At 63.9% G+C, this 21,888-nt stretch carries 27 protein-coding genes; 15 read left to right on the top strand and 12 right to left on the bottom strand.

Going from position 1 to position 21,888, the window contains the following annotated elements:
* Window positions 1–1,235, top strand: a 1,235-nt coding sequence (locus tag ACJ0G7_RS02655) for a sensor histidine kinase (RefSeq protein ID WP_407395110.1), incomplete at its 5' end; no start/stop codon positions are given.
* Here ACJ0G7_RS02655 and ACJ0G7_RS02660 read toward each other — a convergent pair.
* On the bottom strand, window positions 1,184–1,315 hold the full coding sequence (locus tag ACJ0G7_RS02660; protein WP_256381020.1) for a hypothetical protein: 132 nt from the start codon (window positions 1,313–1,315) through the stop codon (window positions 1,184–1,186). The two genes, ACJ0G7_RS02655 and ACJ0G7_RS02660, sit on opposite strands and share 52 nt — an antisense overlap.
* A gap of 89 nt (window positions 1,316–1,404) precedes the next feature.
* Entirely contained in the window at window positions 1,405–2,127 is a 723-nt protein-coding gene (locus ACJ0G7_RS02665; RefSeq protein ID WP_407395111.1) for a response regulator transcription factor, read from the bottom strand.
* 125 nt (window positions 2,128–2,252) lie between these two features.
* Between ACJ0G7_RS02665 and ACJ0G7_RS02670 the strand changes: the two genes are divergently transcribed.
* The 4 genes from ACJ0G7_RS02670 to ACJ0G7_RS02685 are packed head-to-tail and all read left to right on the top strand — an operon-like array spanning window position 2,253 to window position 4,079.
* Window positions 2,253–2,648 carry a hypothetical protein gene (locus tag ACJ0G7_RS02670; protein ID WP_407395112.1) on the top strand — a complete coding sequence of 132 codons (396 nt, stop codon included), beginning with the start codon at window positions 2,253–2,255 and terminating at the stop codon, window positions 2,646–2,648.
* Window positions 2,648–3,043 carry a hypothetical protein gene (locus ACJ0G7_RS02675; RefSeq protein WP_407395113.1) on the top strand — a complete coding sequence of 132 codons (396 nt, stop codon included), beginning with the start codon at window positions 2,648–2,650 and terminating at the stop codon, window positions 3,041–3,043. The genes ACJ0G7_RS02670 and ACJ0G7_RS02675 overlap by 1 nt, the downstream gene beginning before the upstream one ends.
* Window positions 3,040–3,495 (top strand): Tfp pilus assembly protein FimT/FimU, encoded by a 456-nt coding sequence (locus ACJ0G7_RS02680; RefSeq protein ID WP_407395114.1) that lies wholly within the window; start codon window positions 3,040–3,042, stop codon window positions 3,493–3,495. Before ACJ0G7_RS02675 ends, ACJ0G7_RS02680 begins: the two co-directional genes overlap by 4 nt.
* A gap of 35 nt (window positions 3,496–3,530) precedes the next feature.
* Window positions 3,531–4,079 carry a prepilin-type cleavage/methylation domain-containing protein gene (locus ACJ0G7_RS02685; RefSeq protein ID WP_407395115.1) on the top strand — a complete coding sequence of 183 codons (549 nt, stop codon included), beginning with the start codon at window positions 3,531–3,533 and terminating at the stop codon, window positions 4,077–4,079.
* On the opposite strand, the gene ACJ0G7_RS02690 is transcribed toward ACJ0G7_RS02685, so the two are convergent.
* From ACJ0G7_RS02690 to ACJ0G7_RS02700, 3 genes are read right to left on the bottom strand one after another with little or no spacing between them, the layout of a single operon-like run.
* Window positions 4,049–4,405: a hypothetical protein gene (locus ACJ0G7_RS02690; RefSeq protein ID WP_407395116.1), complete on the bottom strand. Its 357-nt coding sequence runs from the start codon at window positions 4,403–4,405 to the stop codon at window positions 4,049–4,051. The genes ACJ0G7_RS02685 and ACJ0G7_RS02690 overlap by 31 nt on opposite strands.
* Window positions 4,402–5,058 carry a sensor histidine kinase gene (locus ACJ0G7_RS02695; protein WP_407395117.1) on the bottom strand — a complete coding sequence of 219 codons (657 nt, stop codon included), beginning with the start codon at window positions 5,056–5,058 and terminating at the stop codon, window positions 4,402–4,404. The genes ACJ0G7_RS02690 and ACJ0G7_RS02695 overlap by 4 nt, the downstream gene beginning before the upstream one ends.
* The gene (locus ACJ0G7_RS02700) at window positions 5,039–5,929 is read right to left on the bottom strand and encodes a hypothetical protein (RefSeq protein WP_407395118.1); all 891 of its coding nucleotides are present in this window, start codon (window positions 5,927–5,929) and stop codon (window positions 5,039–5,041) included. The genes ACJ0G7_RS02695 and ACJ0G7_RS02700 overlap by 20 nt, the downstream gene beginning before the upstream one ends.
* Here ACJ0G7_RS02700 and ACJ0G7_RS02705 point away from each other — a divergent pair.
* A complete protein-coding gene (locus tag ACJ0G7_RS02705) occupies window positions 5,898–6,719 on the top strand; it encodes an ABC transporter permease (RefSeq protein ID WP_043695917.1) in 822 nt (273 codons plus the stop codon). The genes ACJ0G7_RS02700 and ACJ0G7_RS02705 overlap by 32 nt on opposite strands.
* A gap of 23 nt (window positions 6,720–6,742) precedes the next feature.
* Complete coding sequence (locus tag ACJ0G7_RS02710; RefSeq protein ID WP_052378258.1) at window positions 6,743–7,003, top strand: hypothetical protein; 261 nt, start codon at window positions 6,743–6,745, stop codon at window positions 7,001–7,003.
* A 22-nt stretch (window positions 7,004–7,025) separates the two neighbouring features.
* Here ACJ0G7_RS02710 and ACJ0G7_RS02715 read toward each other — a convergent pair whose 3' ends face one another.
* The 3 genes from ACJ0G7_RS02715 to ACJ0G7_RS02725 all read right to left on the bottom strand — a co-directional run bounded on the left by ACJ0G7_RS02715 (window position 7,026) and on the right by ACJ0G7_RS02725 (window position 9,718).
* Window positions 7,026–7,199 carry a hypothetical protein gene (locus ACJ0G7_RS02715; protein WP_173402154.1) on the bottom strand — a complete coding sequence of 58 codons (174 nt, stop codon included), beginning with the start codon at window positions 7,197–7,199 and terminating at the stop codon, window positions 7,026–7,028.
* Window positions 7,200–7,263: 64 nt separating this feature from the next.
* Window positions 7,264–7,953, bottom strand: coding sequence for a tRNA (guanosine(18)-2'-O)-methyltransferase TrmH (gene trmH, locus ACJ0G7_RS02720; protein ID WP_407395119.1), 690 nt, complete (start codon window positions 7,951–7,953; stop codon window positions 7,264–7,266).
* A 58-nt stretch (window positions 7,954–8,011) separates the two neighbouring features.
* The gene (locus ACJ0G7_RS02725; RefSeq protein WP_407395120.1) at window positions 8,012–9,718 is read right to left on the bottom strand and encodes an alpha/beta hydrolase family esterase; all 1,707 of its coding nucleotides are present in this window, start codon (window positions 9,716–9,718) and stop codon (window positions 8,012–8,014) included.
* A gap of 221 nt (window positions 9,719–9,939) precedes the next feature.
* Here ACJ0G7_RS02725 and ACJ0G7_RS02730 point away from each other — a divergent pair, with 221 nt between their 5' ends.
* Both ACJ0G7_RS02730 and ACJ0G7_RS02735 read left to right on the top strand, forming a co-directional pair.
* Window positions 9,940–10,302, top strand: a complete 363-nt coding sequence (locus tag ACJ0G7_RS02730) for an MGMT family protein (RefSeq protein WP_407395121.1) — start codon at window positions 9,940–9,942, stop codon at window positions 10,300–10,302.
* 12 nt (window positions 10,303–10,314) lie between these two features.
* Window positions 10,315–11,643, top strand: a complete 1,329-nt coding sequence (locus ACJ0G7_RS02735) for a 16S rRNA (cytosine(967)-C(5))-methyltransferase (RefSeq protein ID WP_407395122.1) — start codon at window positions 10,315–10,317, stop codon at window positions 11,641–11,643.
* On the opposite strand, the gene ACJ0G7_RS02740 is transcribed toward ACJ0G7_RS02735, so the two are convergent.
* Genes ACJ0G7_RS02740 through ACJ0G7_RS02750 form a run of 3 tightly spaced genes read right to left on the bottom strand, consistent with a single transcriptional unit; the run spans window position 11,644 to window position 14,962 of the window.
* The gene (locus ACJ0G7_RS02740; protein ID WP_407395123.1) at window positions 11,644–13,785 is read right to left on the bottom strand and encodes a transglycosylase domain-containing protein; all 2,142 of its coding nucleotides are present in this window, start codon (window positions 13,783–13,785) and stop codon (window positions 11,644–11,646) included. It lies immediately after the preceding gene.
* The gene (chlG, locus tag ACJ0G7_RS02745) at window positions 13,782–14,735 is read right to left on the bottom strand and encodes a chlorophyll synthase ChlG (RefSeq protein WP_043695934.1); all 954 of its coding nucleotides are present in this window, start codon (window positions 14,733–14,735) and stop codon (window positions 13,782–13,784) included. Before chlG ends, ACJ0G7_RS02740 begins: the two co-directional genes overlap by 4 nt.
* A gap of 11 nt (window positions 14,736–14,746) precedes the next feature.
* Complete coding sequence (locus ACJ0G7_RS02750) at window positions 14,747–14,962, bottom strand: DUF2862 domain-containing protein (protein ID WP_043697518.1); 216 nt, start codon at window positions 14,960–14,962, stop codon at window positions 14,747–14,749.
* Between the two features lie 56 nt (window positions 14,963–15,018).
* Between ACJ0G7_RS02750 and hisF the strand changes: the two genes are divergently transcribed.
* The 6 genes from hisF to glyQ all read left to right on the top strand — a co-directional run bounded on the left by hisF (window position 15,019) and on the right by glyQ (window position 20,939).
* On the top strand, window positions 15,019–15,789 hold the full coding sequence (gene hisF / locus ACJ0G7_RS02755) for an imidazole glycerol phosphate synthase subunit HisF (protein ID WP_043695937.1): 771 nt from the start codon (window positions 15,019–15,021) through the stop codon (window positions 15,787–15,789).
* Between the two features lie 26 nt (window positions 15,790–15,815).
* A complete protein-coding gene (locus ACJ0G7_RS02760) occupies window positions 15,816–16,037 on the top strand; it encodes a hypothetical protein (protein ID WP_043695940.1) in 222 nt (73 codons plus the stop codon).
* The gene (ubiE, locus tag ACJ0G7_RS02765) at window positions 16,034–16,735 is read left to right on the top strand and encodes a bifunctional demethylmenaquinone methyltransferase/2-methoxy-6-polyprenyl-1,4-benzoquinol methylase UbiE (RefSeq protein ID WP_043695942.1); all 702 of its coding nucleotides are present in this window, start codon (window positions 16,034–16,036) and stop codon (window positions 16,733–16,735) included. The genes ACJ0G7_RS02760 and ubiE overlap by 4 nt, the downstream gene beginning before the upstream one ends.
* An 83-nt stretch (window positions 16,736–16,818) precedes the next feature.
* Entirely contained in the window at window positions 16,819–17,169 is a 351-nt protein-coding gene (locus ACJ0G7_RS02770; protein WP_043695945.1) for a hypothetical protein, read from the top strand.
* Between the two features lie 152 nt (window positions 17,170–17,321).
* Complete coding sequence (locus ACJ0G7_RS02775) at window positions 17,322–19,961, top strand: Ig-like domain-containing protein (RefSeq protein WP_407395124.1); 2,640 nt, start codon at window positions 17,322–17,324, stop codon at window positions 19,959–19,961.
* 69 nt (window positions 19,962–20,030) lie between these two features.
* Window positions 20,031–20,939 (top strand): glycine--tRNA ligase subunit alpha, encoded by a 909-nt coding sequence (gene glyQ / locus ACJ0G7_RS02780; RefSeq protein ID WP_407395190.1) that lies wholly within the window; start codon window positions 20,031–20,033, stop codon window positions 20,937–20,939.
* Here the strand turns inward: glyQ and ACJ0G7_RS02785 are convergent.
* Complete coding sequence (locus tag ACJ0G7_RS02785; protein WP_407395125.1) at window positions 20,899–21,852, bottom strand: hypothetical protein; 954 nt, start codon at window positions 21,850–21,852, stop codon at window positions 20,899–20,901. The genes glyQ and ACJ0G7_RS02785 overlap by 41 nt on opposite strands.
* Between the last annotated feature and the right edge of the window lie 36 nt (window positions 21,853–21,888).

Raw genomic sequence — 21,888 nt, forward strand, 5'->3', positions numbered from 1 at the left:
GCCTCTTGTTTGTGGTGAGCAGCAACCTGCGTCAGGAGCGGCGACTGCAGGCCCATCAGCAACAAGCCGATGCGTTGATTGAACAACAGCGTCTGATTTCTTCTACAGAGCCTGAACTCTCTGGCCTCGATCTTCAGCTGACGCTGCTGGACAGCGGCACGGAGTCAGCTCCTCAGCTGAAGTTGGATGCGGACGGTTCCGCTTGGATGGTCAGTCGTCAGTGGCTCAACAGGCCTGGTCGTTCTCCCCTGGTGGAGGTGCGCCAGAACATCACAGAGCAGTGGCGACAGGATCGTACGGATCAGTTGCTGTTGGTGGCGGCGGCCGGTGGATCGATGTTGTTCACGGCGCTGTTGCTGCGGCTGGTGTTGCAGCGGGGCTTGATGGTTCCTCTTGCTGCACTGCGCGAACAACTCAACCGGCTGGAGGCGGATTCGTTGAATCAGGCCCCGATCGCCTTGAGCCATCAGCCCCGCGAATTGCAACCGATTGCCGAGGCCTTCAATGCGTTGCAATCACGCCTGGCGAAGGCCTGGCAGCAGGAGCGCTTCTTTGTGGATGGGGTGGCCCATGAACTGCGCACGCCGATCAGTGTGATCTCCGGCCATGCCCAGCAGTTGAGCGACCAGCCCTTGCCGCCCACTCTGCAGCCACCGGTCGCCCTGATCGAAGCAGAAGCCCGGCGCATGGGGCAGCTCCTGCGGGTGTTGCTGGAACTGGCGCGCAACGACAGCGGTCGTCTCAGCCTGGCGATGCAAAAGCTGGATCCGGAGGATCTGCTTTTAGTGGCCTATGAGCGTCTGCTGCCGTTGGCTCCGGATCGTTTACAGCTGGCGGCTCCTTCACCAACGGCGCTGATGCCGATTGATGCCGACCCCGATCGACTGCAGCAATGTCTGGCGGCCTTGGTGGAGAACGCCATCGCCTACGCCTCAGGCCCAATTCAGTTGTTCGTCACCGCGCAGCCTGAGCGGATCGTGCTGCATGTGCAGGATCAGGGGGCTGGAATCTCTGATCAGGAGAAAGCCAAGGTGCTGGAGCGCTTCACCCGCGGCAGCACCGCCACGGGCACCCGCGGCAGTGGCCTGGGTCTATCGCTGGTGCAGCAGTTGATCAGCCTGATGGGAGCCGATCTGGTGATTGCTGATGCGCCGGCAGGTGGCGCTGATGTGCAGCTTCGGTTTCAGCGGCTGGAGACGACAGCCGGAACAGCCATCGCCGCGGGCTCGTCGTAGGGGGGCAGCACCGCCACGGTGAACAACACCACGGCCGGCAGCACCACACCCAGAAGCATGGAGGGGATCAGATCGCGCATCGCGCTGGTTGGTCTTGTTTCACCCTTAGCCATCGTCTACCCCGTTGGCTGGTGGATCAGCTTGGATGTCGATGAGGATTCGCTGATGATCAGACGTTGGCGTCGCCGTTTCGCGCCATGAAGCCAACGCCACGGACGGTGTGCAGCAGCTGCGGCTGCCCCGGTTCTTCGATCTTGCGGCGCAAGTAGCCCATGTACACATCCAGGGTGTTGGGATCGCCCACGAAGGGGCTGCCCCACACCCCCTCGAGAATCGCCTGGCGGCTGTGCACGCACTCCGTCTCCTGCACCAGGAAGCAGAGCAGCTCGAACTCCCGCTGCGACAGGTTCACCTCCCGCTCACCGCGGCGCACGCTGCGGCTGAACAGATCGATGCTCAGATCACCGAGGGTCAGATCGGCCGGCCGGCGGGCATCGGCCTCATAGCGGCGCCGGCGCAGCTGGGCGCGCACCCGGGCGTTCAGCTCCTGCAGCTCGAACGGTTTGGTCAGGTAGTCATCAGCGCCGGCATCCAGCGCCGCGATCCGCTCCTCCAGGGAATCGCGGGCGGTGAGCATCAGCACCGGTGTGTTCAGCGCCGTGCGGCGCATCCGCCGCAGCACCTCCACCCCTTCCAGATCCGGCAGGGTCCAGTCCAGCAGCACCAGTTCGAACTCCCGCTGGCGCAGATGCAGCAGTGCCTGCTGCCCGTCGGCGGCTGGTGTGCACTGGTGCCCCGCCTGCTGCAGCGTGTCGATCAGCAGCTTCAGCAGCTCCGGATCGTCATCGACGATCAGCACCCGATCGGGTTGGTCGTTCAGGGGAGCCGCCATGGCGCGCAGGGTAGAGCTGCCACCGGGGAATGCTCTGAAGCCGTTGACGTTCACCGCTGCCATGGCGCTGCCCACTGCTTCTCCGTACTGCTCGCCCGCCCTGTTGCCGTGGCTTTGTGCTGCCGTTGGCCCTCAGCGGCTCCGCCCTGCTGCTGCTCTCCAGCCTGTCGCTGCAGACCCTGGCGATGCACCAGCTGCAGCGCAGCCGCCACCGCCTCGAGCGGGTCTCCCGCGCAGATGCCTTCCTCTCGGCTGCCATGCAGTTCGCCCAGCGCAGCGGCGCCGCCCAGGCCTGCCTGTTGCCGTGGCCCTCCCAGCAGTGGGATCAGCCGTTGCTCTGCCCCGGCGCGGATCCCCGGCTGCTGCAGGCCGGCAGCGCCGAGGGGCTGCAGTGGAGCCTGGAGGCCTGGCAGCCCCAGGGCCATCGCGGCCAGCTCACCCTGCGCCTGCCGCAGCGGGGTGTCGCAACGCTCCCGTTGGCGATCACGGCCGCAGGCGCGCAGCTGCAGGAGGCCGTCTGATGACCCTCAGCGAAGTGCTTGTGTCTGCGGTGATCCTGGCGATCAGCACCCACACCTCCCTGCACAGCTGGGCGCGCATCACGGCCACCACGCAGCGCCAGACCGCTCTGGAGCAGGCCCTGCAGCAGGCCGATCAGCAGCTGCTGGCGGCGCGCCGGTTGCTGCGCCGCAGCCCTGCGGCTGGCTGTGCCCTCTCACCGGCCCATCTCGACCAGCAGCTCGCTCCACTGCTGCCGCAGACCCCGGGGCTTCAGCGCAGCTGGCAGCAGGATCCGCTCGCCGGCGGCCTCTGGCTTCGGGTGGCTGTGGAGGCCGGCGCTGATCAACCCCCGCTGCAGCGGCGTCTGTTGCTCACCGCCGCCGGGCTTGGTCTCTGTTCGCCGGCGCAGGCATGAATCGAGGCTTCACGCTGGTGGAACTGCTGGTGACCATTGCGGTGCTGGGCCTGCTGGCCGGCACGGCCGTGGCGGGATCCGGCCGCGATCAGGCCCATCTGGAGCTCGAGGTGGCCCTGCGGCGGCTGCGGATCGGCTTGGATCGGGGCCGTTTGGCGGCGGAGCGGCAGCAGCAGCCCTGCGGGCTCCAGCTCAGTGCCCGCGGTTGGCAGGCGCCTGCAGATGCCGCGCTTCCGGCCTGCCCAGCGGTCACCCCTCTTGCCGAGACCGGAGCGTCCGCCATCAGCCTGCACAGCAACCTGCCGCCCCCTGGTGCGTTTCACCGCCAATGGCCTGCTGCTCGATGGCGGCGTGGTGGTGCTGGCCCATCCCCGCCTGCCGCAGCGCCCCTGCCTGGTGATCGGGCTGCCGCTCGGCATCACCCGCAGCGGCACCTATCAGGCGCCACTTGAGGAGCGTCTGAGTGCGACCCATTGCCGCCCGGCCGATGCGGCCTGAGCCTTCCGCCACCGGATTCACCCTGGTGGAACTGCTGCTGGCCGCCGCCCTCGGGGTGCTGGTGTGCGGTGTGGCGTTGCAGCTGCTGATCGGTGATGCCGCCCGCAGCGGGGCCCTGGCCGAAACGCTGCGGCTGCGGCGTCTGCAGGGCCGCACGCTGGCGCTGTTGCAGCTGGATCTGGCCCAGGCCGGCTCCTGGCAGGTGGCTCCCGTTGTTGATCCGGCCTGGCCCTGCTCGATCGGCACACGGCAACCTCTGATCGCCATCACGCCGCAGAACGGCACCGATCCGGTGGTGTACAGCCTTGGAACGGCCCCCTCCGGCCTCTGGCGCGGCCGCGTGCTGATGCGCTGCGGGCCGGCCTTCGATCTGCAGGGACAACCGAGCAGTCACGGGGCCTATCTGAACCGGGTGGTGCTGGATCGCGTTGAGGCCTTTCGGATCGAGCAGGATCCGCAGCTGCCGCTTCTGCACCTGGAACTGGAGCAACGCGGCCGCGGTCGCGATCAGCTGGTGCGGTCTTCCGCGGTGGGCTGAGGTTCCAGCAGGAAGAAGGCCACCACGCTCAGCTCCGACACCGCCAGCAGCACGTGATCGAGCCAGCCGAATTCCACCCCCATGCCCATGGCGGTGATCCAGCTGTTCACCACCACCAGCACCACCGCGAACACCGCCAGCAGCACCGCCGGCAGTTTCACCAGTTGCTGCCGGTCTCCCCACAGCGTCGTCAGCAGCGGAATCAGCAGCACGGTGGAGATGCCGTGCAGGATCCGCATCGAGAGATCGCTGTGCATGTGAGGGGTGATCGCCGCCCAGAGATTCACTGGAATCAACAGGGAGCAGAACACCAAGTAGCTGATCATCGCGGCAGTTGAACGGTGAAACGACTGCCTTCGCCGAGGCGGCTGCAGACGCTGATGCTGCCGCCCATTCCTTCCACCAGCAGCTTCACAACGGACAGTCCCAAGCCTGATCCGGTGCGTTCCGGGGCATTGCTGGCCCTGTGGAAGCGATCGAAGACCGTGTCCAGCTCGTCCTCCGGGATGCCGATGCCCTGATCGATCACATCGATGGCATGGGCTTCCGGCTCCTCGCGCATCACCAGCCGGATCGGTCGATCCGCCGGGGAATACTTGTCGGCGTTCTCGATCAGATCCAGCAGCACCTGACGCAGCCGACCCGGATCGGCCTGGGCGATGGCGTCCCGCTGCTCCACAGCCGCTGGCAGCTCCAGATGCAGCGGCCGCTGAAGCGTGCTGCGGGCCAGATCGGCCACCTGTTCCAGCTGATCCGCCAGCCGCACCGGTTCGCTCTGGATGCTCAATTTGCCGGAGTCACCCCTGGAGAGGTCCAGCAGGTCGTCCATCAGCCTGCGCATGCGGATGCTTTCCTCCTCGGCGGTGCGCAGTCCCCGCACCTGGGCCTCGGTGAGGTTGTCGCCCCGCTTCACCGTGCGGTTCAGGTAGCCCTGCACGATCGTCAGCGGCGTGCGCAGTTCATGGCTCACGGCGCTCACGAACTGCCGCTGCTGGCTCCACGACTGCGACAGACCGCTCCAGCAGGGCGTTGTAGGTGCGGCCCAGCTGCATCACCTCCACCGGACCACGCTCCAGCGGCAGCCGCGCCGAGGCCAGCGTTTCGGCGGTCACCTGAGCGGTGGCGGCATTGAGCTGTTCCAGGGGCTGCACGATCCGTCGCACCAGACTGCTCACCGCCATCAGGGTGATCACCAGGCAGCCGCTCCAGATCAGGATCATCAGGGCCAGGTAGTCGTTCAGGGCCCGCTGGTTCGTGCTCACCTCCTGGCTGATCCACAAACGCGCTCCGTTGGAGAAGCGCTGCACCAGTTCGCTCAGATACAGCTGTTCGCCGAGGCGGATCAGTTCCTGGCGACCCACCACCCGATCCGGGTTGGCGGCCATCGACGACTGGATGGCCTCATCGGAGATCTCCAGGTGGTCGCTCTGGGGCAGCACCAGGGACGCGTCGGAGTTCTCCACCCAGAGGCTGGTGCGCATGCTCGAGTGCAGCAGCAGTTCCTGCTGCACGAAGTCGCGGTCGTCGGCGCCTCCTTTGCGCATGCAGGCCTGGATGGCCTCGGCGCTGCGGCGCAGTTCCTTGGCGTTGTTCTGGATCAGATTGCGCTGGCCGATCCACAGCCCCACCGACGACGCCCCGGTGAAGCCGAGAAACACCGCGAGATAGGTGGCCAGCTGAAGTTGACCCTGAAGACTGCCGAGCAGCTTGGTGCGCCAAGAAGGGGAGAGGGCCATGGCGGCATTCTCCTGGCATTCGGGAGACAATGCAGCGAGCCGCGGCGGGTTCGCCCCCTTGAGCATCAGTCTTTCCACACGCATGGCCCGCTGGGGCCTGGTGATCGTGGCCATCTACGCCCTGGTGGCGCTGCTGACGCCGTTGCTGGTGTCGCTCGGGGTGCTGCCGGATGTGAACACCGGTCTCAGCAACCCGATCTACGACCCTCCCACCTGGAGCCACTGGTGCGGCACCGATCGCCTCGGCCGGGATGTCTGCGTGCGCACCATGGCCGGCAGTGGCGTCGCTCTGCAGGTGGTGCTGCTGGCGGTCGGTGTGGCCCTGCTGGTGGGTGTGCCGCTGGGCATGGTGAGCGGATACCTCGGGGGTGCCGTCGACCGGGTGCTGGTGCTGCTGATGGACACCCTCTACACCCTGCCGGTGCTCCTGCTCTCGGTGGTGCTCGCGTTCCTGCTGGGCAAGGGCATCCCCAATGCCGCCGCCGCCCTCTGCGTTGTGTACGTGCCGCAGTACTTCCGGGTGGTGCGCAACCAGACGGCGCAGGTGAAGAGCGAGCTGTTCATCGAGGCGGCGAAGTCGCTGGGGGCCGGTCCTCTGTGGATCCTGCGCCGTTATCTGTTCCGCAATGTGATCACCTCGGTGCCGGTGCTGCTCACCCTCAACGCCGCCGATGCCGTGCTGGTGCTGGGGGGTCTGGGATTTCTCGGCCTCGGACTGCCGGAGACCGTGCCCGAGTGGGGCGGCGATCTGAACCTCGCCCTGGCGGCCGTGCCCACCGGCGTCTGGTGGACGGCGCTCTATCCCGGCCTGGCGATGTTCATCCTGGTGCTCGGCCTCTCCTTCCTCGGTGAGGGGATCGAAGCCTGGGTCAGCGGCGGTGACGGCCGGCCGGCGTCAGACTGAATCCACTGACGACGACAACGCCCGTGCCCTGGTGGACCAGCTTCAGCCTGATCGGCGTGGCCTGCCTGCTGTGGTTGTCGGGCCGCCGCAATCCCGATGATGTGATCGGCCTGCTGGAGAAGCTGCTGGCCGTCGTCTTCGGGATCGTGGTGGTGCTGGTGAGCCGCAACTACCTGCTGGAGGCTCTCGGGCTGATCCTGGCGTTGCTGCTGGTTCCAGGCGATCGCCGGCGCAGCCTGATCTCGCCCCACGAGGATGACCTCGGGGGGGGCGATCGGTACTGAGTGCAGCCGGTTGCCGCAGCCGTCAGCGGCCGGGGCTGTTCTTCACCTCCCGGATGGAGATCCGGCAGGAGCTCGGGAAGATCGCATGGGCCGCCTCGACGGCATGGCCGAGATCGACGGACTGGAGAATCTCCTCACCCCATTCCTCGCCGCAGTGATAGGTCACCGCGTACTGGTGCAGAGTCGGGTCGTCCATGGCGTCCGCGTCGCTGACGTTGTTATGGCCCAGCGTTCGCTGGGATACAACACTTCGCCGCTGTTCAGCAGCGCAGCTTCACGTTGCGGGGCAACTCCTCCAGCAGTTCCCCCTCCTCACTGAGGGCTGGGTAGGGGCGACCTTCCCGTTGGCACCAGGCCGCCACCTGCGGATAGGACCACTCGAACAGCAGTTGCCGGTAGTGCTCCGGTGTCAGTCCTTCTCCCTGGGTCGGGGCCAGACCGGCCGCCTGGCGCTGGCGCAGGGCCTCGAACAGCAGGGTCGCTGTGGCCACCGAGACGTTCAGGGACTGCACCATGCCTCGCATCGGAATGAACAGGGCTTCATCCATGCCGTCGCGGGCGGCATCCGTCAGTCCCCACTTCTCAGCCCCCAGCACGAAGGCGGTGGGGCCGGTGAAGTCGCAGTCGCGGTAGTCGCGGGCATCGACCCCGAGGTGGGTTCCGTACAGACGGAACCCGCGGTCCTTCAGCTGGCGGATCGCCGTGCCGATGTCGGGGTGATCATGCAGGGCGACCCATTTCTGGCTGCCCTGAGCGGTGCTGTTGAACGTGCGGGGTCGTCCCTGCAGGCTCACCGCATGGGCCTCAAGAGCCCCCACCGCATCGCAGCTGCGCAGGATGGCGGAGAGGTTGTGGGGTTTCTCCACATGCTCGAGCAGCACCGTCAGGTCCGCCATGCGCTGGTTCAGAACGGTTTTCAGCCGCTCGAATCGTCGCGGCAGCAGGGGCATGGGCGATCGCAACTCCTTGAACTCGAGGGTATGGGATGCCCTGGTTCCGCCTCAGGCCTCAGAACCAGCCGGCCGCGTCGATCGCGTCCTGTTGAGCGGCGCTGCTGAGGTTCACGATGCTGGAGGGCTGCGAGAGCGACGCCGCCATCCGATCGCTTGGCAGCGTCTGCCCGGGGAAGGTCCCGAGGGAATCGCGCAACACGGTTTTGGCGTCCTGGATGTCGAGCATGCCGTTGCTGTTGCTGTCCAGTGCCGCGTCCCCGATCCTGCGCTTGATCTGCTCGCGAATGTCGGAGGAGCGCGTGCGTCGTCCGGCGGGATTGATCACGGCATCGATCAAGCGCGGATTGAATCGTGCAGGCTTTTCGATCAGGCCGGCAGCCATTTCAACGGCCATGGACGAGGCCGCAATCAGCAGGCCATCCCGGAAGGGATGCACCCGATCATCGCCATCGAGATCGGAGGGGTCAGTTGGCCTGCTGCCGTTGGGCGTGTGGAAGACTCCGAGACCATCAAATCGCAGCGCCTCACTGCTGCCATCACCGGCCGCATCAGCCAGTTTCTTGGTGCCGTAGAGAGGCGAGGAGCCATCAATCGAAAACGGCTGGGGGATGGTGCTCCAGTCGATGGCGAATCCGCCCATGGGAGCCATCCACGTGTCCCGGGTCACGGGATGGATGAAGGATTCCAGGGCCTGGGTGTACATCCCGTCCGGTCGACGGTTGTCCTTCATCCAGCTCGGCATGTCCTGCGGTGACGTCCAGCCAGGGGTTGAACGATGGATCAACCGTTCCCCATCGCGTGAGACGTCCGACAGGAAAGACCAGATGAGCTGATCCAGGTTCTTTCCATCCACCGAAAGGTCAAACCAGTCGTGACCACCACCGTGGATCACATAACTCTGAACCGGTGTTTCGCCCGTTTCCAACGCATAATCCGATCGTTCGATGGTCAGACCGGATCTCTGCTCGAGGTTCACCGTTTCAGCAAGATCAGCCTCATTCACGTCAGACCAGTAGGCCAGCATGTCGTCCACTGATGCGAGATGGCCATCGACGCCGTCCATGCTTCGCTCGGCGTCTTCCGTGCCGTTGAAATGAATCAGGGCCACGGGATGTCCATCCGAATCTGACCGTGCCAGGTCCTCCGACATCAGGCCGGAAACCGGAGCAATGGCAGCAAATCGTTCGTCCAGGTGGTGGGCCAGGCCGTAGGCCATCCCGGCTCCATTGGAATAGCCAGTGGCGTAAACACGATCGTTGTCCACGGCATACCGCTCGGATAAGTCGTCGATCAAGCTGCTGATGAAGCCAAGGTCATCGCTGCTGCTTTTGTTGTCTGCCGATGCCGGATGAGGATTCCAATGGGGGCTGCCGCTCTCCAGCTCTGAGCCCTGCGGATAAACAACGATGACCCCGTCTTTCTCTGCGATCCGGCGCCAGTCGGAGGTCAGAAGTTGCCCCTCAGCACTGCCTCCGAAACCGTGGAAGTTGAACACCAGAGGCGCTCTGGTGTCACGTTGATAACTCGTCGGTATGTAGAGCAGGTATTCGCGCTGCGCTCCGGCATGGATGAGCGTTTCCCGTGTCAGTTGCTCGTCCTGCTCGACAACCTTCTGGTCGGCCTTGTTGCCGTCAGCACCATCGTCTTTGTCTTTCTCTCCCCAATCAGCTTCTTTGTCTTTCTCGCCCCAATCAGCGTCCTTGTCCCAGGCCCACCAGGCCCAGTCGTCATCCTTTTCGCCCCAGTCTTTGTCGTTGGCCATTGGTATCTCCTACTCCTCAGCGGCTGCTGCGGCAAGATCCGATGTGCTCCCACGAACCTCGGTAGCGCCTCTGTCCGGTTCAAGAGGAAAGACCGCGACCGCTGGTGTGAGACGGTCGCGCTCAGGAGCCAAGATCCCTCAACCCCTGGAGGCTTCTTAACCGAATTTTTACCAGCCGTACTGTGATATCGATCACTTCTCAAGCTGTTTTCCCTGCTCCGATGTGCGCTGTCCCGGACTCCAGGGCCCAAGCCAGAGCTGGGTTCGATCGAAGGGTGTGGGAGCAGGTCAGCCGCATTCCCTGCGGACAGCTGGCGACCTATGGCCAGATCGCTGATCTGATCGGTGCTTACGGCTGTGCCCGACAGGTGGGCTGGGCCCTGCGGCGTCTGAAGTTGCCGTCGCAGGTGCCCTGGCATCGGGTGGTGAATGCTCAGGGGCGCATCGCCATGAGCCTCAGTCGCGAGGGCAGCGACTGGATCCAGCGGGAGCTGCTGATCGCCGAGGGCATTCCTGTGGATGCGGAGGGGCGTCTGCCGCTGCGTCAGTTCCTCTGGCGACCGGGCGCTATGTCTGGTGAATGACGAGAGCGGTGTTTGAGCCAGTCCACAACCACCGGTCTTCCGTCGCGACGCCTGGCCTGGGAGGTGCTGCAGGCGGTGGCGGCGGGAGCCTATGCCGATGTCGCCCTGGAGCGGGCGCTGCGGGATCGGCCTCTGCAGGGGCCTGACCGCGGCCTGGCCACCGAGCTGGCCTATGGCGCCATCCGTCAACGGCGTCGGCTGGACGGCTGGCTCGATCGGGTCGGACGGGTGCCGGCGCAGAAGCAGCCCCCCAAGCTGCGCTGGCTGCTGCACGTGGGGCTGTATCAGCTGTTCTGGATGGAACGGGTTCCCGACTCCGCGGCCGTGAACACCTGCGTCGAGCTGGCGAAAACCCATGGGTTGGCACGGCTGGCGCCGGTGGTGAACGGCATGCTGCGGGCCGCCCTGCGGGCGCGCGATCAGGGCGAGAGCCCGTCCTGCTCCGGGGATGCGGCGGTGCAGTTGGCCTTCGAGCATTCACTGCCCGACTGGTTGGCAGAGCTCTTGCTGCAGTGGCGCGATCAGGAGGGGGCAACGGCGGTGGCCGCCGCCTGCAATCAGGTGCCGCCCCTGGATCTGCGGGTCAATCGTCTGCGGGCGACGCCGGCGGGCGTGGCGGAAGCGCTCGCGGAGGCCGGCCATGCCACGGCACCGATCCCCGGTTGTCCCGATGGACTCACCCTGCTCGGCTCCAGTGGTGATCTGCGCCGTTGGCCCGGATACGACGACGGCCATTGGTGTGTGCAGGACAGGGCGGCTCAGTGGGTGTCCCCGCTGTTGGCCGCACAGCCCGGTGAGCGCATCCTCGATGCCTGCGCAGCGCCGGGCGGCAAGGCCACCCATCTGGCGGAACTGCTGGGGGGTGATGCCGAAATCTGGGCCGTGGACCGTTCGCCGGGACGCCTGAAGCGGGTGGCGGCCAATGCCTCGCGGCTGGGGGTGGATTGTCTGCAGGCTCTTGCCGCGGACGCCACCGATCTGTTGCGCGAGCGCCCGCACTGGAGCGGATATTTCCAGCGCATCCTGATCGATGCCCCTTGCTCCGGCCTGGGAACCCTGGCGCGCCATCCCGATGCCCGCTGGCGCGTCAGCCCAGCGTCCATTCAGGAGCTGTTGCCGCTTCAGCAGGCCTTGCTCGATGGTCTGTTGCCGTTGCTGGCGCCCCATGGGCGGCTCGTCTACGCCACCTGCACGATCCATCCGGCCGAGAACGGCGATCAGATCGCGGCGTTTCTGGAGCGGCATCCGCAGATGACTCTGGTTCAGGAGCAGCAGCGCTGGCCCGATGATCCGCAGGGAGGGGACGGCTTCTATGCCGCGATCCTGCAGAGGCAGTCCTGATCAGCGGTTCTGGATCTGAGGTTTGAGCCAGTTGCGCGGACCCTCCTCGACCTCAGGTTCCGGGGCCGGTGCCGGGGTTGGTGGCGGCTCATCGATGGGTTGTGGTGCGGCCCATTCCGCTGGTGCCGGGTCGTTGTTGGGACGCGGAACGTCCTGACCCCGCTCCGGGCGGTAGGGCTCAGGCTCGAACCGCTGGGGTGGGTAGTAAGGCCGATCGTCCCAGGGTTGATCTCCGTTGTAGGGATCCGGGCGGTAGTCGTAGCCCTGATAGGGAGCTGATCGGGCCTTTTTCTTGGGTTTCTCCTTCCCGGGAGGCTTGAACTCCCGGTTCAGCACAGGCTTGGGTGGGAAGGTCTCCACCGGCAGCCCCCCTTTGATCTTGGTCATGTACTGGTTCCAGGCCCAGGCGGCCTGACCGGAATTGCTCTTCGTCTCGCGATTGTTGTCGTACCCGAACCAGATACCCGTGGTCAGCTGCGGAATCGAGCCGATGAACCAGAGATCACGCGCACCTTCCGACGTCCCTGTTTTGCCGGCGACCGGGCGATCCGCAAGTTTGGCTGCGATCCCCGTACCACCATCAACCACCCGTTGCAGCATCCAGTTCATGGCATCGGCCACATCGCTGTCGAGGGCGCGACGCCCTCGATCACCATCCACTCTCCGGCTCCAGATCACCTCTCCTTCCGGCCCCAGGATTTCCTGGAAGGGAGTCGGTTTGACGTAGACGCCGCGGTTTGTCACAGCGGCATAGGCGGCTGTCATCTCCAGCACCGTCTGCTCGTAAGCACCGATGGCCATTGGATAGAACTTGCCAAGCGGACGTTTGGTTCCAATGTCGAAGCCATTGGCGGTTTCGATGATGGCGTCAAATCCCACCTTGTCCTGCAGCTGAACAGCAACGGTGTTCAGGGAGTTCTTCAGGGCATCAGCCAGTGAGATGGAACCGAAATACTTTCCTCCGAAGTTCTTGGGGCAGTAGCCCTTCCAGCACCGTTGCTTGTCGATGAACGTGTCCTCTGGCTTCACGCCCCGATCCACAGCAGCGGCGTAGGGAAACAGCTTGAACGTTGAGCCCGGAGAACGCAGCGCTTGGGTGCTTCGATTGAACTGACTTTTGTAAAAGTCCGTTCCACCGATCATCACCCGCACCAGACCGGTTCCCGGTTCGATCGACACGATGGAGCCTTCGAGATCCGCATAGGTGTTTGTTTTGATCACCTCGCGTGCCTCCCGCTGCCAGGCGAGATTGAGACTGGTGCGGATCTTCAGCCCGCCGACTTCCAGTTGTTCGGTGCTCAACAGCTTCGGGAGTTCCTGAGCGACCCAGTTGGTGAAGTACGGCGCCAGGCTCAGGAAATATTTGGGCGTCGACGGTTTCAGATTCAGCGGAACCTGTTTGGCGGTGTTGGCTTCGGCTGCGCTGATGAAACCTGACTGCTGCATGCGCTCCAGCACCACGGCGCGTCGCTGCCTGGCCAGCTCTGGATTCACCAGCGGTGAATACACCGACGGTGCAGGCGGCAGGCCGGCGATCAGGGCAGCCTGATCCAGGGTGAGCTCGTTGGGTGTCTTGGAGAAATAGATCCAGGCCGCATCAGCGATGCCGTAAGCGCCCGAACCCAGATACACGTAGTTGAGGTATTGCTCGAGAATCTGTTGCTTGCTCAACTGACGCTCAAGCTTCAAAGCCAGGGCTGCTTCCTTCAGCTTTCGCGTGATGGTGCGGTCCTGACTGAGAAACACGGTTCTCGCCAGTTGCTGCGTGATGGTGCTGGCCCCTTCACGCACTGAACCCTCGCGGATGTTGGTGATCAGGGCCCGGGCAACGCCCCAGCCGTCAACGCCGTCGTGCTGGAAGAACCGCCGGTCTTCCGCGGCGATGAAGGCACGCTGCACCAACAGCGGCATTTCACCGGCTTTCAGTTTCTCCCGGGTCGCCGGTCCAAGCTTCTGGATCACCTGGCCGTCGCTGGCCAGCAATGTGATCGTGCCGGGACGGTTGAAGTTGGAGATGCCTCGGGCGTCGGGCAGGGTGGCGTCCGCCAGATTGGTCAGGACACGCGTGCCGAGTGCCGCGCCTGCGCCGATCGCTGCTGCAGTGGCGCCGATCAGGACCCAACGCAGATGGGAGCGATTCACATCACCTGGGTGAGGGGACTGTGGCCGATGGCCAGAGCGGTCACCAACATGCCGAGAACGAGAAAGGGTTGCGCGCTGGCCTGGTACTTCACATCGAACGCCACGGGATCGCGCAGCAGCCAGATGTCCTGGAAGGTGATCTGGGGCACGATCAGGAGCACGAGAAGAACCGCAGCGAAATGCTGGCCGATGGCGATCAGCACGGCAACCATCGCCAGCTGAAACAGATCGATCATGCCGGCGCTGATCCAGCTCGCCCGTTCAATCCCGAACACGACGGGAAGCGATTGAAGCCCGAGCTCACGGTCGCCTTCCACGCTTTTGAAGTCGTTCACCACAGCGATGCCGAGTCCGGCGAGGCTGTAGGCCAGGGTCAGCAGCGCCGTGCTCCAGGTGAGGGTCCCGAACAGGGCCTGGCCGGCCCACCAGGGCAGGGCGATGTAGCTGGCACCGAGGGCATAGTTCCCCAGCCAGCCGTTCTGCTTGAGCTTCAACGGCGGTGCTGAGTAGATGAAGCTCACCAGAGAACCGCCGAGGGCGAGCAGCAGCAGCACCGGGGTGGTGTGACCGGCCCAAAGATCGAGTCCCCATGACACAGCCAGACCGGCGAGCAGCAGCACCCAGATCTGAACCTTCACCTGTCCGAGGGAGATGGCGCCGGAGGGAATCGGTCGATAAGGCTCGTTGATCGCGTCGATCTCGCGGTCGTAGTAGTCGTTGATCGTCTGCGTGTAGCCCGCCAGCAGCGGACCACTCATCAGCATGCAGGCGAAGGACGCCAGCACGTGGTCGGGTTTCCACTGGAAATTGCCACTGGCCGCGGCACCGCAGACAACACCCCAGATCAGCGGGATCCAGGTGACCGGCTTCATCAGCTGCAGTCGCAGCTTCCAGATGTTGGTGGTGCCGGAGGCACCTTTCATTCCGAGCAGCTGGCGGGCGTCGCTCACAGGGCGTGGCCTCAGGCGGGGGCGATTTCGTCTTCGAAGAACCAGCAGGTGGTGCCGTCGCTCAGCTCAACCACCACGCCGATGCCCTTTCCATCCACGGTGCGGAAGTCCTTCACGGTGCCGCTGGGGTTGGTCTTGAGCAGAGTCACCAGGGACTGAGGGATGCGATCGCGCACGCGGGTGACACGAATGTTCGATCCGATGGTGATCGCAGCAGCCTGGGACATGGCCTGCAAGGCTATGGAAGTGGCGCAACACTAACAGTCGCTTTTGCGCCGGATCGATGGTCGCTCTGCGTCTGATTCCCTGTCTGGATGTCGCCCGCGGTCGTGTGGTGAAAGGGGTGAATTTCGTCGGCCTGAGGGACGCCGGAGATCCTGTGGAGCTCGCCTGCCGCTACAGCGGTGCCGGGGCTGATGAACTGGTGTTTCTCGACATCGCCGCCAGCCATGAAGGTCGCGCCACGCTGGTGGATCTGGTGCGCCGCACGGCTGAGGCCGTGACCATTCCGTTCACGGTGGGCGGCGGTATCTCCACGGTGGAGGGCATCACCGAGCTGCTGCGGGCCGGGGCAGACAAGGTGAGCCTCAACTCCTCGGCCGTTCGCCGCCCGGAGCTGGTGCGTGAGGGTGCGGAGCGCTTCGGCTGTCAGTGCATCGTGGTGGCCATCGATGCCCGGCGACGGGATGCGGGTGGCTGGGACGTCTATGTGAAGGGCGGCCGTGAAAACACGGGCCTGGATGCGGTGGCGTGGGCCCAGCAGGTGGCTGAGCTCGGTGCGGGCGAGATCCTGCTCACCTCAATGGATGGGGATGGCACCCAGGCGGGCTACGACCTGCCACTGACCCGTGCCGTGGCCCAGGCCGTGCCAGTGCCGGTGATCGCCTCTGGAGGCGCCGGCTGTATCGATCACATCGCCCAGGCCCTCGATCACGGGCCTTCCGGCGGTCAGGCTTCTGCAGCCTTGCTGGCCTCGCTGCTGCATGACGGAGTCCTGACCGTGGAGCAGATCAAACGGGATCTGTTGGCCCGAGGACTGGGGATCAGGCCCTAGCTTTCAGGTGTCATCTCGCTTCGGTGATGCCCGTAGCGCACCCACTGCTGAACTCCACCTGGTCCGGACCTGTCGGTGTTCTGACGGTGAGCGTGATCATCGCTCTGGTGACCTGGGCGTTGAAGCTGATGCAGTCGGCTGCGGATCAGCAGGAGTTCTCCCTGATGCTGGCTGGCTGCATGGTGTGTTCAGCGGCTGTGGGTCTCGCCACGGTTCTGGTGATGACCCTTACAGGCATGCCGCTTTGAAACCGGGGGATCCCGCTGCGGTGGAGCAGCTTTTCGATGAGGTAGCGCCGCGTTACGACCAGCTCAATGACCTGCTGAGCTTCGGGCTTCATCGCCTCTGGAAACGTCAGTTGCTGCACTGGCTTCGGCCTGCTTCCGGTGAGATCTGGCTCGATCTGTGCAGCGGAACAGGCGATCTGGCTCTGGAGCTGGCCCGTTGTGTCCGGCCGGGTGGCCGGGTGACCGCTCTGGATGCTTCAGCAGCACCGCTGGCGCTGGCGGCTGGCCGTGCCCGCCGTCAGCCCTGGTTGAGCCTTGACCTGCTGCAGGGGGATGCTCTGGATACCGGGCTCCCCGAGGCGTCGTTTGATGGCGTTGTGATGGCCTACGGCTTGCGAAATCTCGCTGATCCGGCGCGCGGGCTGGTGGAGATCCGACGGCTGCTGAAGCCTGGGGGCCGCGCCGGGATTCTCGATTTCAACCGCGTGGATTCCACAGGAGTGGCCGGGCGGTTTCAGCGCTTCTACCTGCGTCGTCTGGTGGTCCCGGCAGCGGCAGCGGTCGGCCTGGAACAGCATTACGCCTATCTGGAGGCCAGTCTGAAGACCTTTCCGGATGGACCGTCCCAGGAGAGCCTTGCCCTGGCGGCCGGCTTTCAGGAGGCGGTTCATCGCCCCCTGGTGGCCCAGCAGATGGGAGCACTGCTGCTGAAGGCCTGAGGGTGTGAACGTTTGGGTGTGTCGCTTGCGACGGAATGACCTCGCGTCGTAGGACGTGAAGAGAAGATTAAGGATTGGGCCCCTTGGCGTTTCCTCTCCCCACCCTGCTTCCCACGATTGAGGAGCTGCTCCAGGAGGTGCAGTGGCTGGATGGCTTGATCCTGATCACCGATTCACAGCGGGCCACCTTCGTGTCGTTTTCGCAGGTGGATCCCCTGTTGCGTCGGCTGCGTCAGCGCCCCAAGGGACCGGAAGTGGCTGAAAAGCTCTGCATGTCGCTGCTCGAATCCCACGGAAAGGGGGCGGCGAAGCCTGTGCTGGTGTTCCAGGGGGATGGCAGCTTCTGGCTGGGGATGATGGGGCCTGCCGGCGCCAACCCCCATCGGCATCACGCCATTGCCCACCTGCATCGCTGCTTGGCGTTGAAGGACTGAGCTGGAAGGGTTGAACACGCGATCGAGTCGACGCAGCGATGGCCGTCTCCCCACGCATTCGTCTTGAAATCGCTATAAGTTACCTTTCTTAATACTTCACCATGACTGCCTTGGTCGATGAGACCCGGGGTGCCGATCTTGATCGGTCGAGCTTGACATCCGCCACCTCGGATGATCTTTCTGGTCGTGCGTATTACTACTACTCATCTAGCTCGTACGGTTCGAGTCAGACCTCGGATTCCGAATCGGAAACAACTGCATCGGAGGACGCTGAGTCGTCTGATGAGGCTGATGACGACACCATCAAGATCTACGTCAACTCAGGATCATTCCGGGCTCCATACTTCTCCTTCTTCACCGATTCAAGTCGATCGGTCTCGTTCGGAACGAACGAGCTCGATGTCAGTAAAACCTACGAGTTCATCGGAGCTAATTCCACCCACCCCTTCTACATCGGTGACAGCGGCTACCGGCAGGAGAGTTCGACAGCGCTGGTTCTGGATGGGGATGGATCAGCCTCCGGGGGAATCGGTCGTGACCAGTCGTTCACGCTCAGTTTCGCTGCTGATATTGATCTGTCGTTGATCGACAGCATTGATTATTTCTGTACGGCACATTCCTCGATGATCGGCTCCTTCCAGTTGGTGGGTGAGCCTCTGGGTCGTCAGGATGCCAATGACGAAGAGGCCGAGATCGTTGCCCCAACGATCTCGATTTCAACCGATGACACCAGTCTGACGTCGGGCGAGACAGCCCGGATCACGTTCACTCTCTCGGAAGGCTCCACGGATTTCACTGCTGATGACCTGACCGTTTCCGGGGGTGTTGTTTCGGATTTCGAGGCCATCAGTGCCACTGAGTACACGGTTGTGTTCACCCCGGATGTGGAGAGCACCGACAACGGCACGGTGACTGTTGCGGCAGGGAGTTTCTCCAATTCCGCTGGCACAACCAACGACAGCAGTGCATCCCTCTCCATGGGTGTTGACACCCGTGATCAGGTCTCCCCTGTGCTCGAGATCAGCGCGGACGATGAGGAGCTGACGGCGGGCGAAACGGCGACGATCCGGTTCACGTTGTCGGAGGCATCGAGCGATTTCACGGCGGAGGACGTGGAGGTGAGCGGCGGCGAGCTGAGCGGTTTCAGCGGCAGCGGAACGGACTACAGCGCCAGCTTCACGCCGGCGGAGAACAGCACCGATGAGGGTGTGATCACGGTGGTGCGTGGCGCCTTTCGTGATGCGGCCGGGAACATCAATGCGGAGCGGACGTCGATCAGCCTGGAGGTGAACACGGTGCCTCCGGACACCACAGCGCCTGCCCTGGAGATCAGCGCGGACGATGAGGAGCTGACGGCGGGCGAAACGGCGACGATCCGGTTCACGTTGTCGGAGGCATCGAGCGATTTCACGGCGGAGGACGTGGCGGTGAGCGGCGGCGAGCTGAGCGGTTTCAGCGGCAGCGGAACGGACTACAGCGCCAGCTTCACGCCGGCGGAGAACAGCACCGATGAGGGTGTGATCACGGTGGTGCGTGGCGCCTTCCGTGATGCGGCCGGGAACATCAATGCGGAGCGGACGTCGATCAGCCTGGAGGTGAACACGGTGCCTCCGGACACCACAGCGCCTGCCCTGGAGATCAGCGCGGACGATGAGGAGCTGACGGCGGGCGAAACGGCGACGATCCGGTTCACGTTGTCGGAGGCATCGAGCGATTTCACGGCGGAGGACGTGGCGGTGAGCGGCGGCGAGCTGAGCGGTTTCAGCGGCAGCGGAACGGACTACAGCGCCAGCTTCACGCCGGCGGAGAACAGCACCGATGAGGGTGTGATCACGGTGGTGCGTGGCGCCTTCCGTGATGCGGCCGGGAACATCAATGCGGAGCGGACGTCGATCAGCCTGGAGGTGAACACGGTGCCGCCGGTTTCGGTGGCAACGCCACAGAGTGAACCGCCTGTCGAGCTGTTCGTCAGTGCCGGATCATTCGCTGAGCCCTATTACACCTTCTACACCGATGCCGAGGGCAACGAACCTCTGGTGGATCCTGCATTGGATGTTGATTCAACGTATCTGTTCAGACGTCTGGATGATGTGTCGTCTCATCCCTTCTATGTCAGTGATCAGGGTCACAATCAAACCAGTTCATCGGCCCTGATCCTTCAGGGTGATGGCAGCGCCGAACGCGGTATCAAGGGAACAGAGTCTTTTCAGCTCAGTTTTTCGGAAGACATCGATCTCGATGTTGTTGAGACCGTTGACTATTACTGCTCGAGTCATCCTTCGATGATCAGCAGCTTTCGTTTGTTTCGGGGCTCCGATGAGATCCTGGAGTCTGCATCAGATGCCGAAACTGACGATGCCGACGCACCTCTGGGGTTCGCCTTCGCCAGTCAGGATGTCTCGGCCTCCAGCGAGGCAGAGGACGACAGTGATTCAACGGCTGATGTTGCCCTCTCAACGGTTGATGTGCTGACAGGCGATGTCAACAACAACGGCAGTCATGATGTCAGCGACGCGATCTCAGTCTTGAGGAACATCGTTGGTCTGGAGACTGATCTCTCCGAATTCCCGGGGGTTGATCCCGTCACGTTGATGGACATCGATGGCAGTGGCTCCATTGATGTCGGTGATGCGGTGGGCATCCTTCGAGCCATTGTCGGCCTCGAGTCGTTGACCTCGCTCGTGCAGGTTTCACTTCAGGCGCCAGCTGATTTGAGCAACGCCTTGCTGCTGGACCCGCAAGGGTTGCAGGCAGACCCGCTCGCACCCGATCCCTCGGCTCTGCTGCTCTGAATCCGGCGTCGGGCGGCGAGCGGCAGATCAACCTTTCGGCAGAATCCTCAGGCAGGCGCGCGGTTGACAGTGCACTTCCAGGACATCATCAGCACCCTCAACCGCTTCTGGGCAGACCAGGGCTGCCTGTTGCTGCAGCCCTATGACACGGAAAAGGGGGCGGGCACCATGAGTCCGCACACGGTGCTGAGGGCCATCGGTCCTGAACCCTGGGCCGTGGCCTACCCGGAGCCCTGCCGACGTCCCACCGACGGCCGCTACGGCGATAACCCCAACCGCGCCCAGCACTACTTCCAATACCAGGTGCTGATCAAGCCATCTCCCGATGGCATTCAGGAGACCTACCTCGCCTCCCTGGAGGCCCTTGGCATTCAGGCGGCCGATCACGACATTCGTTTCGTCGAGGACAACTGGGAATCCCCCACCCTCGGGGCCTGGGGTGTGGGGTGGGAGGTGTGGCTGGATGGCATGGAGGTCACCCAGTTCACCTATTTCCAGCAATGCGGCGGCATCGACTGCAAACCGGTGTCGATCGAAATCACCTACGGCCTCGAGCGGCTGGCGATGTACCTGCAGGACGTGGAAAGCATCTGGGATCTGAGCTGGAATGCCTCGCGCAGCTATGGCGACATCTGGCTGCCCTTCGAGAAAGGTCAGTGCCAATTCAATTTCGAGGGGTCTGACCCTGAACGGCTCAAGCAGCTCTTCGCCATCTATGAGGCCGAAGCCTCTGATCTGATCGAGCAGCAGCTGCCCGCACCGGCACTGGACTTCGTGCTCAAGTGCAGCCACACCTTCAACCTGCTCGAGGCCCGCGGCGTGATCTCGGTGACCGAACGCACGGCCACCATCGGTCGGATCCGCAACCTGGCACGCAAGGTGGCGGAAGCCTGGTTGGCGGAACGGGAAGCTCTCGGGTTCCCTCTGCTGAGCGAGGTCAAAGCGTCCGAGACGGTGCCTGTGGCCGGAGCGAGTTGAGAATTTGCTTCAGCTCCGAGGGGCTCCTCTGATGAGAGCTGCCCAGAAACAATTCCGACAGGGCTCGTTGATCGCGGCTGGGTTCGCTCCGTTCCACCTGGAAGTGCGACCGCAACCCATGCATTTCCTGATACGTCTGGACCTTCCAGGCAAAGCTCTGATGACGGATCACCCGCTGCACCGGCATCGGCAGGATCAGGGTTGGTATTCCCAGCAGGCAGGCATGGAAAACATGGCTGCTCACCCCTGTGCTGAGCACATAACGGTGCGATCGGAGCAGGTGCAGATGCCGCCAGATGAACAGAGGATCGCAGTGGGAGCCGGCCCCCACCACCTGGAATCCCTCGGCAAGAAAAGGTTCGTATTCGCCCAGATCCCAGTCTCTCCAGTAGGCGCAGATGTGGATCGGATGAAAGCGATCGGGTAGCCCACGGAGGTTTCGGATCAGCTGATCGTCATCCAGCTTCAGTTGGGTGACCCCTGTGGAGTGGCAGCGGAAGAACAGCGATCCTGCAGGCGGCTGAGCCGCTGGCTCGAGGCAGTGGATGGCGTACAGGCTGGCCAGCCCGATCGGAATCACCCGCTTCCCTCCCGTGTTGCGGAAGGCCTCGAGGCAGGCATCCGAACTGGCCAGAACAGTCGGAATCGCATCGATCCGTTCCTGCTCCGGAGCCTGACGCTGGCCATCGATCAGGGGGTAGTTGTGTCCGTGGGGAACGATGGCGTGAATGGATTCCTCCGGCGCGATACCGGCAAAACGCCTGAGGCAGGGCCCGAAGCCGTAGTTGTCGTTCGGTGGATAAACGCGATCGGGATGAGCCGGCCTCCGACGTTGAAACAGCTCCTCCAGATCCGTCTGGTCCGCCCAGGTCTGCGCCAGGGAGATCGGAGGTCCTGGAGTGGTCTCGGGCATCAGCGGCCTTTAGGGGGGAACTCTTCCTGCAGCCTG

The sequence above is a fragment of the Parasynechococcus sp. genome, from assembly GCF_045559935.1.
Classification (GTDB): Bacteria; Cyanobacteriota; Cyanobacteriia; order PCC-6307; family Cyanobiaceae; genus Parasynechococcus.

Coding starts and splice junctions, on each gene's coding strand:
- ACJ0G7_RS02665 (WP_407395111.1), bottom strand. CDS start 2,127: ATGGCGGCTCCCCTGAACGACCAACCCGATCGGGTGCTGATCGTCGAT.
- ACJ0G7_RS02680 (WP_407395114.1), top strand. CDS start 3,040: ATGAATCGAGGCTTCACGCTGGTGGAACTGCTGGTGACCATTGCGGTG.
- ACJ0G7_RS02730 (WP_407395121.1), top strand. CDS start 9,940: ATGTGCGCTGTCCCGGACTCCAGGGCCCAAGCCAGAGCTGGGTTCGAT.
- ACJ0G7_RS02705 (WP_043695917.1), top strand. CDS start 5,898: ATGGCCCGCTGGGGCCTGGTGATCGTGGCCATCTACGCCCTGGTGGCG.
- ACJ0G7_RS02700 (WP_407395118.1), bottom strand. CDS start 5,929: ATGGCCACGATCACCAGGCCCCAGCGGGCCATGCGTGTGGAAAGACTG.
- ACJ0G7_RS02660 (WP_256381020.1), bottom strand. CDS start 1,315: ATGCGCGATCTGATCCCCTCCATGCTTCTGGGTGTGGTGCTGCCGGCC.
- ACJ0G7_RS02750 (WP_043697518.1), bottom strand. CDS start 14,962: ATGTCCCAGGCTGCTGCGATCACCATCGGATCGAACATTCGTGTCACC.
- ACJ0G7_RS02675 (WP_407395113.1), top strand. CDS start 2,648: ATGACCCTCAGCGAAGTGCTTGTGTCTGCGGTGATCCTGGCGATCAGC.
- ACJ0G7_RS02690 (WP_407395116.1), bottom strand. CDS start 4,405: ATGATCAGCTACTTGGTGTTCTGCTCCCTGTTGATTCCAGTGAATCTC.
- trmH (WP_407395119.1), bottom strand. CDS start 7,953: ATGCCCCTGCTGCCGCGACGATTCGAGCGGCTGAAAACCGTTCTGAAC.
- ACJ0G7_RS02760 (WP_043695940.1), top strand. CDS start 15,816: ATGCCCGTAGCGCACCCACTGCTGAACTCCACCTGGTCCGGACCTGTC.
- ACJ0G7_RS02785 (WP_407395125.1), bottom strand. CDS start 21,852: ATGCCCGAGACCACTCCAGGACCTCCGATCTCCCTGGCGCAGACCTGG.
- ACJ0G7_RS02725 (WP_407395120.1), bottom strand. CDS start 9,718: ATGGCCAACGACAAAGACTGGGGCGAAAAGGATGACGACTGGGCCTGG.
- ACJ0G7_RS02685 (WP_407395115.1), top strand. CDS start 3,531: ATGCGGCCTGAGCCTTCCGCCACCGGATTCACCCTGGTGGAACTGCTG.
- ACJ0G7_RS02715 (WP_173402154.1), bottom strand. CDS start 7,199: ATGGACGACCCGACTCTGCACCAGTACGCGGTGACCTATCACTGCGGC.
- hisF (WP_043695937.1), top strand. CDS start 15,019: ATGGTCGCTCTGCGTCTGATTCCCTGTCTGGATGTCGCCCGCGGTCGT.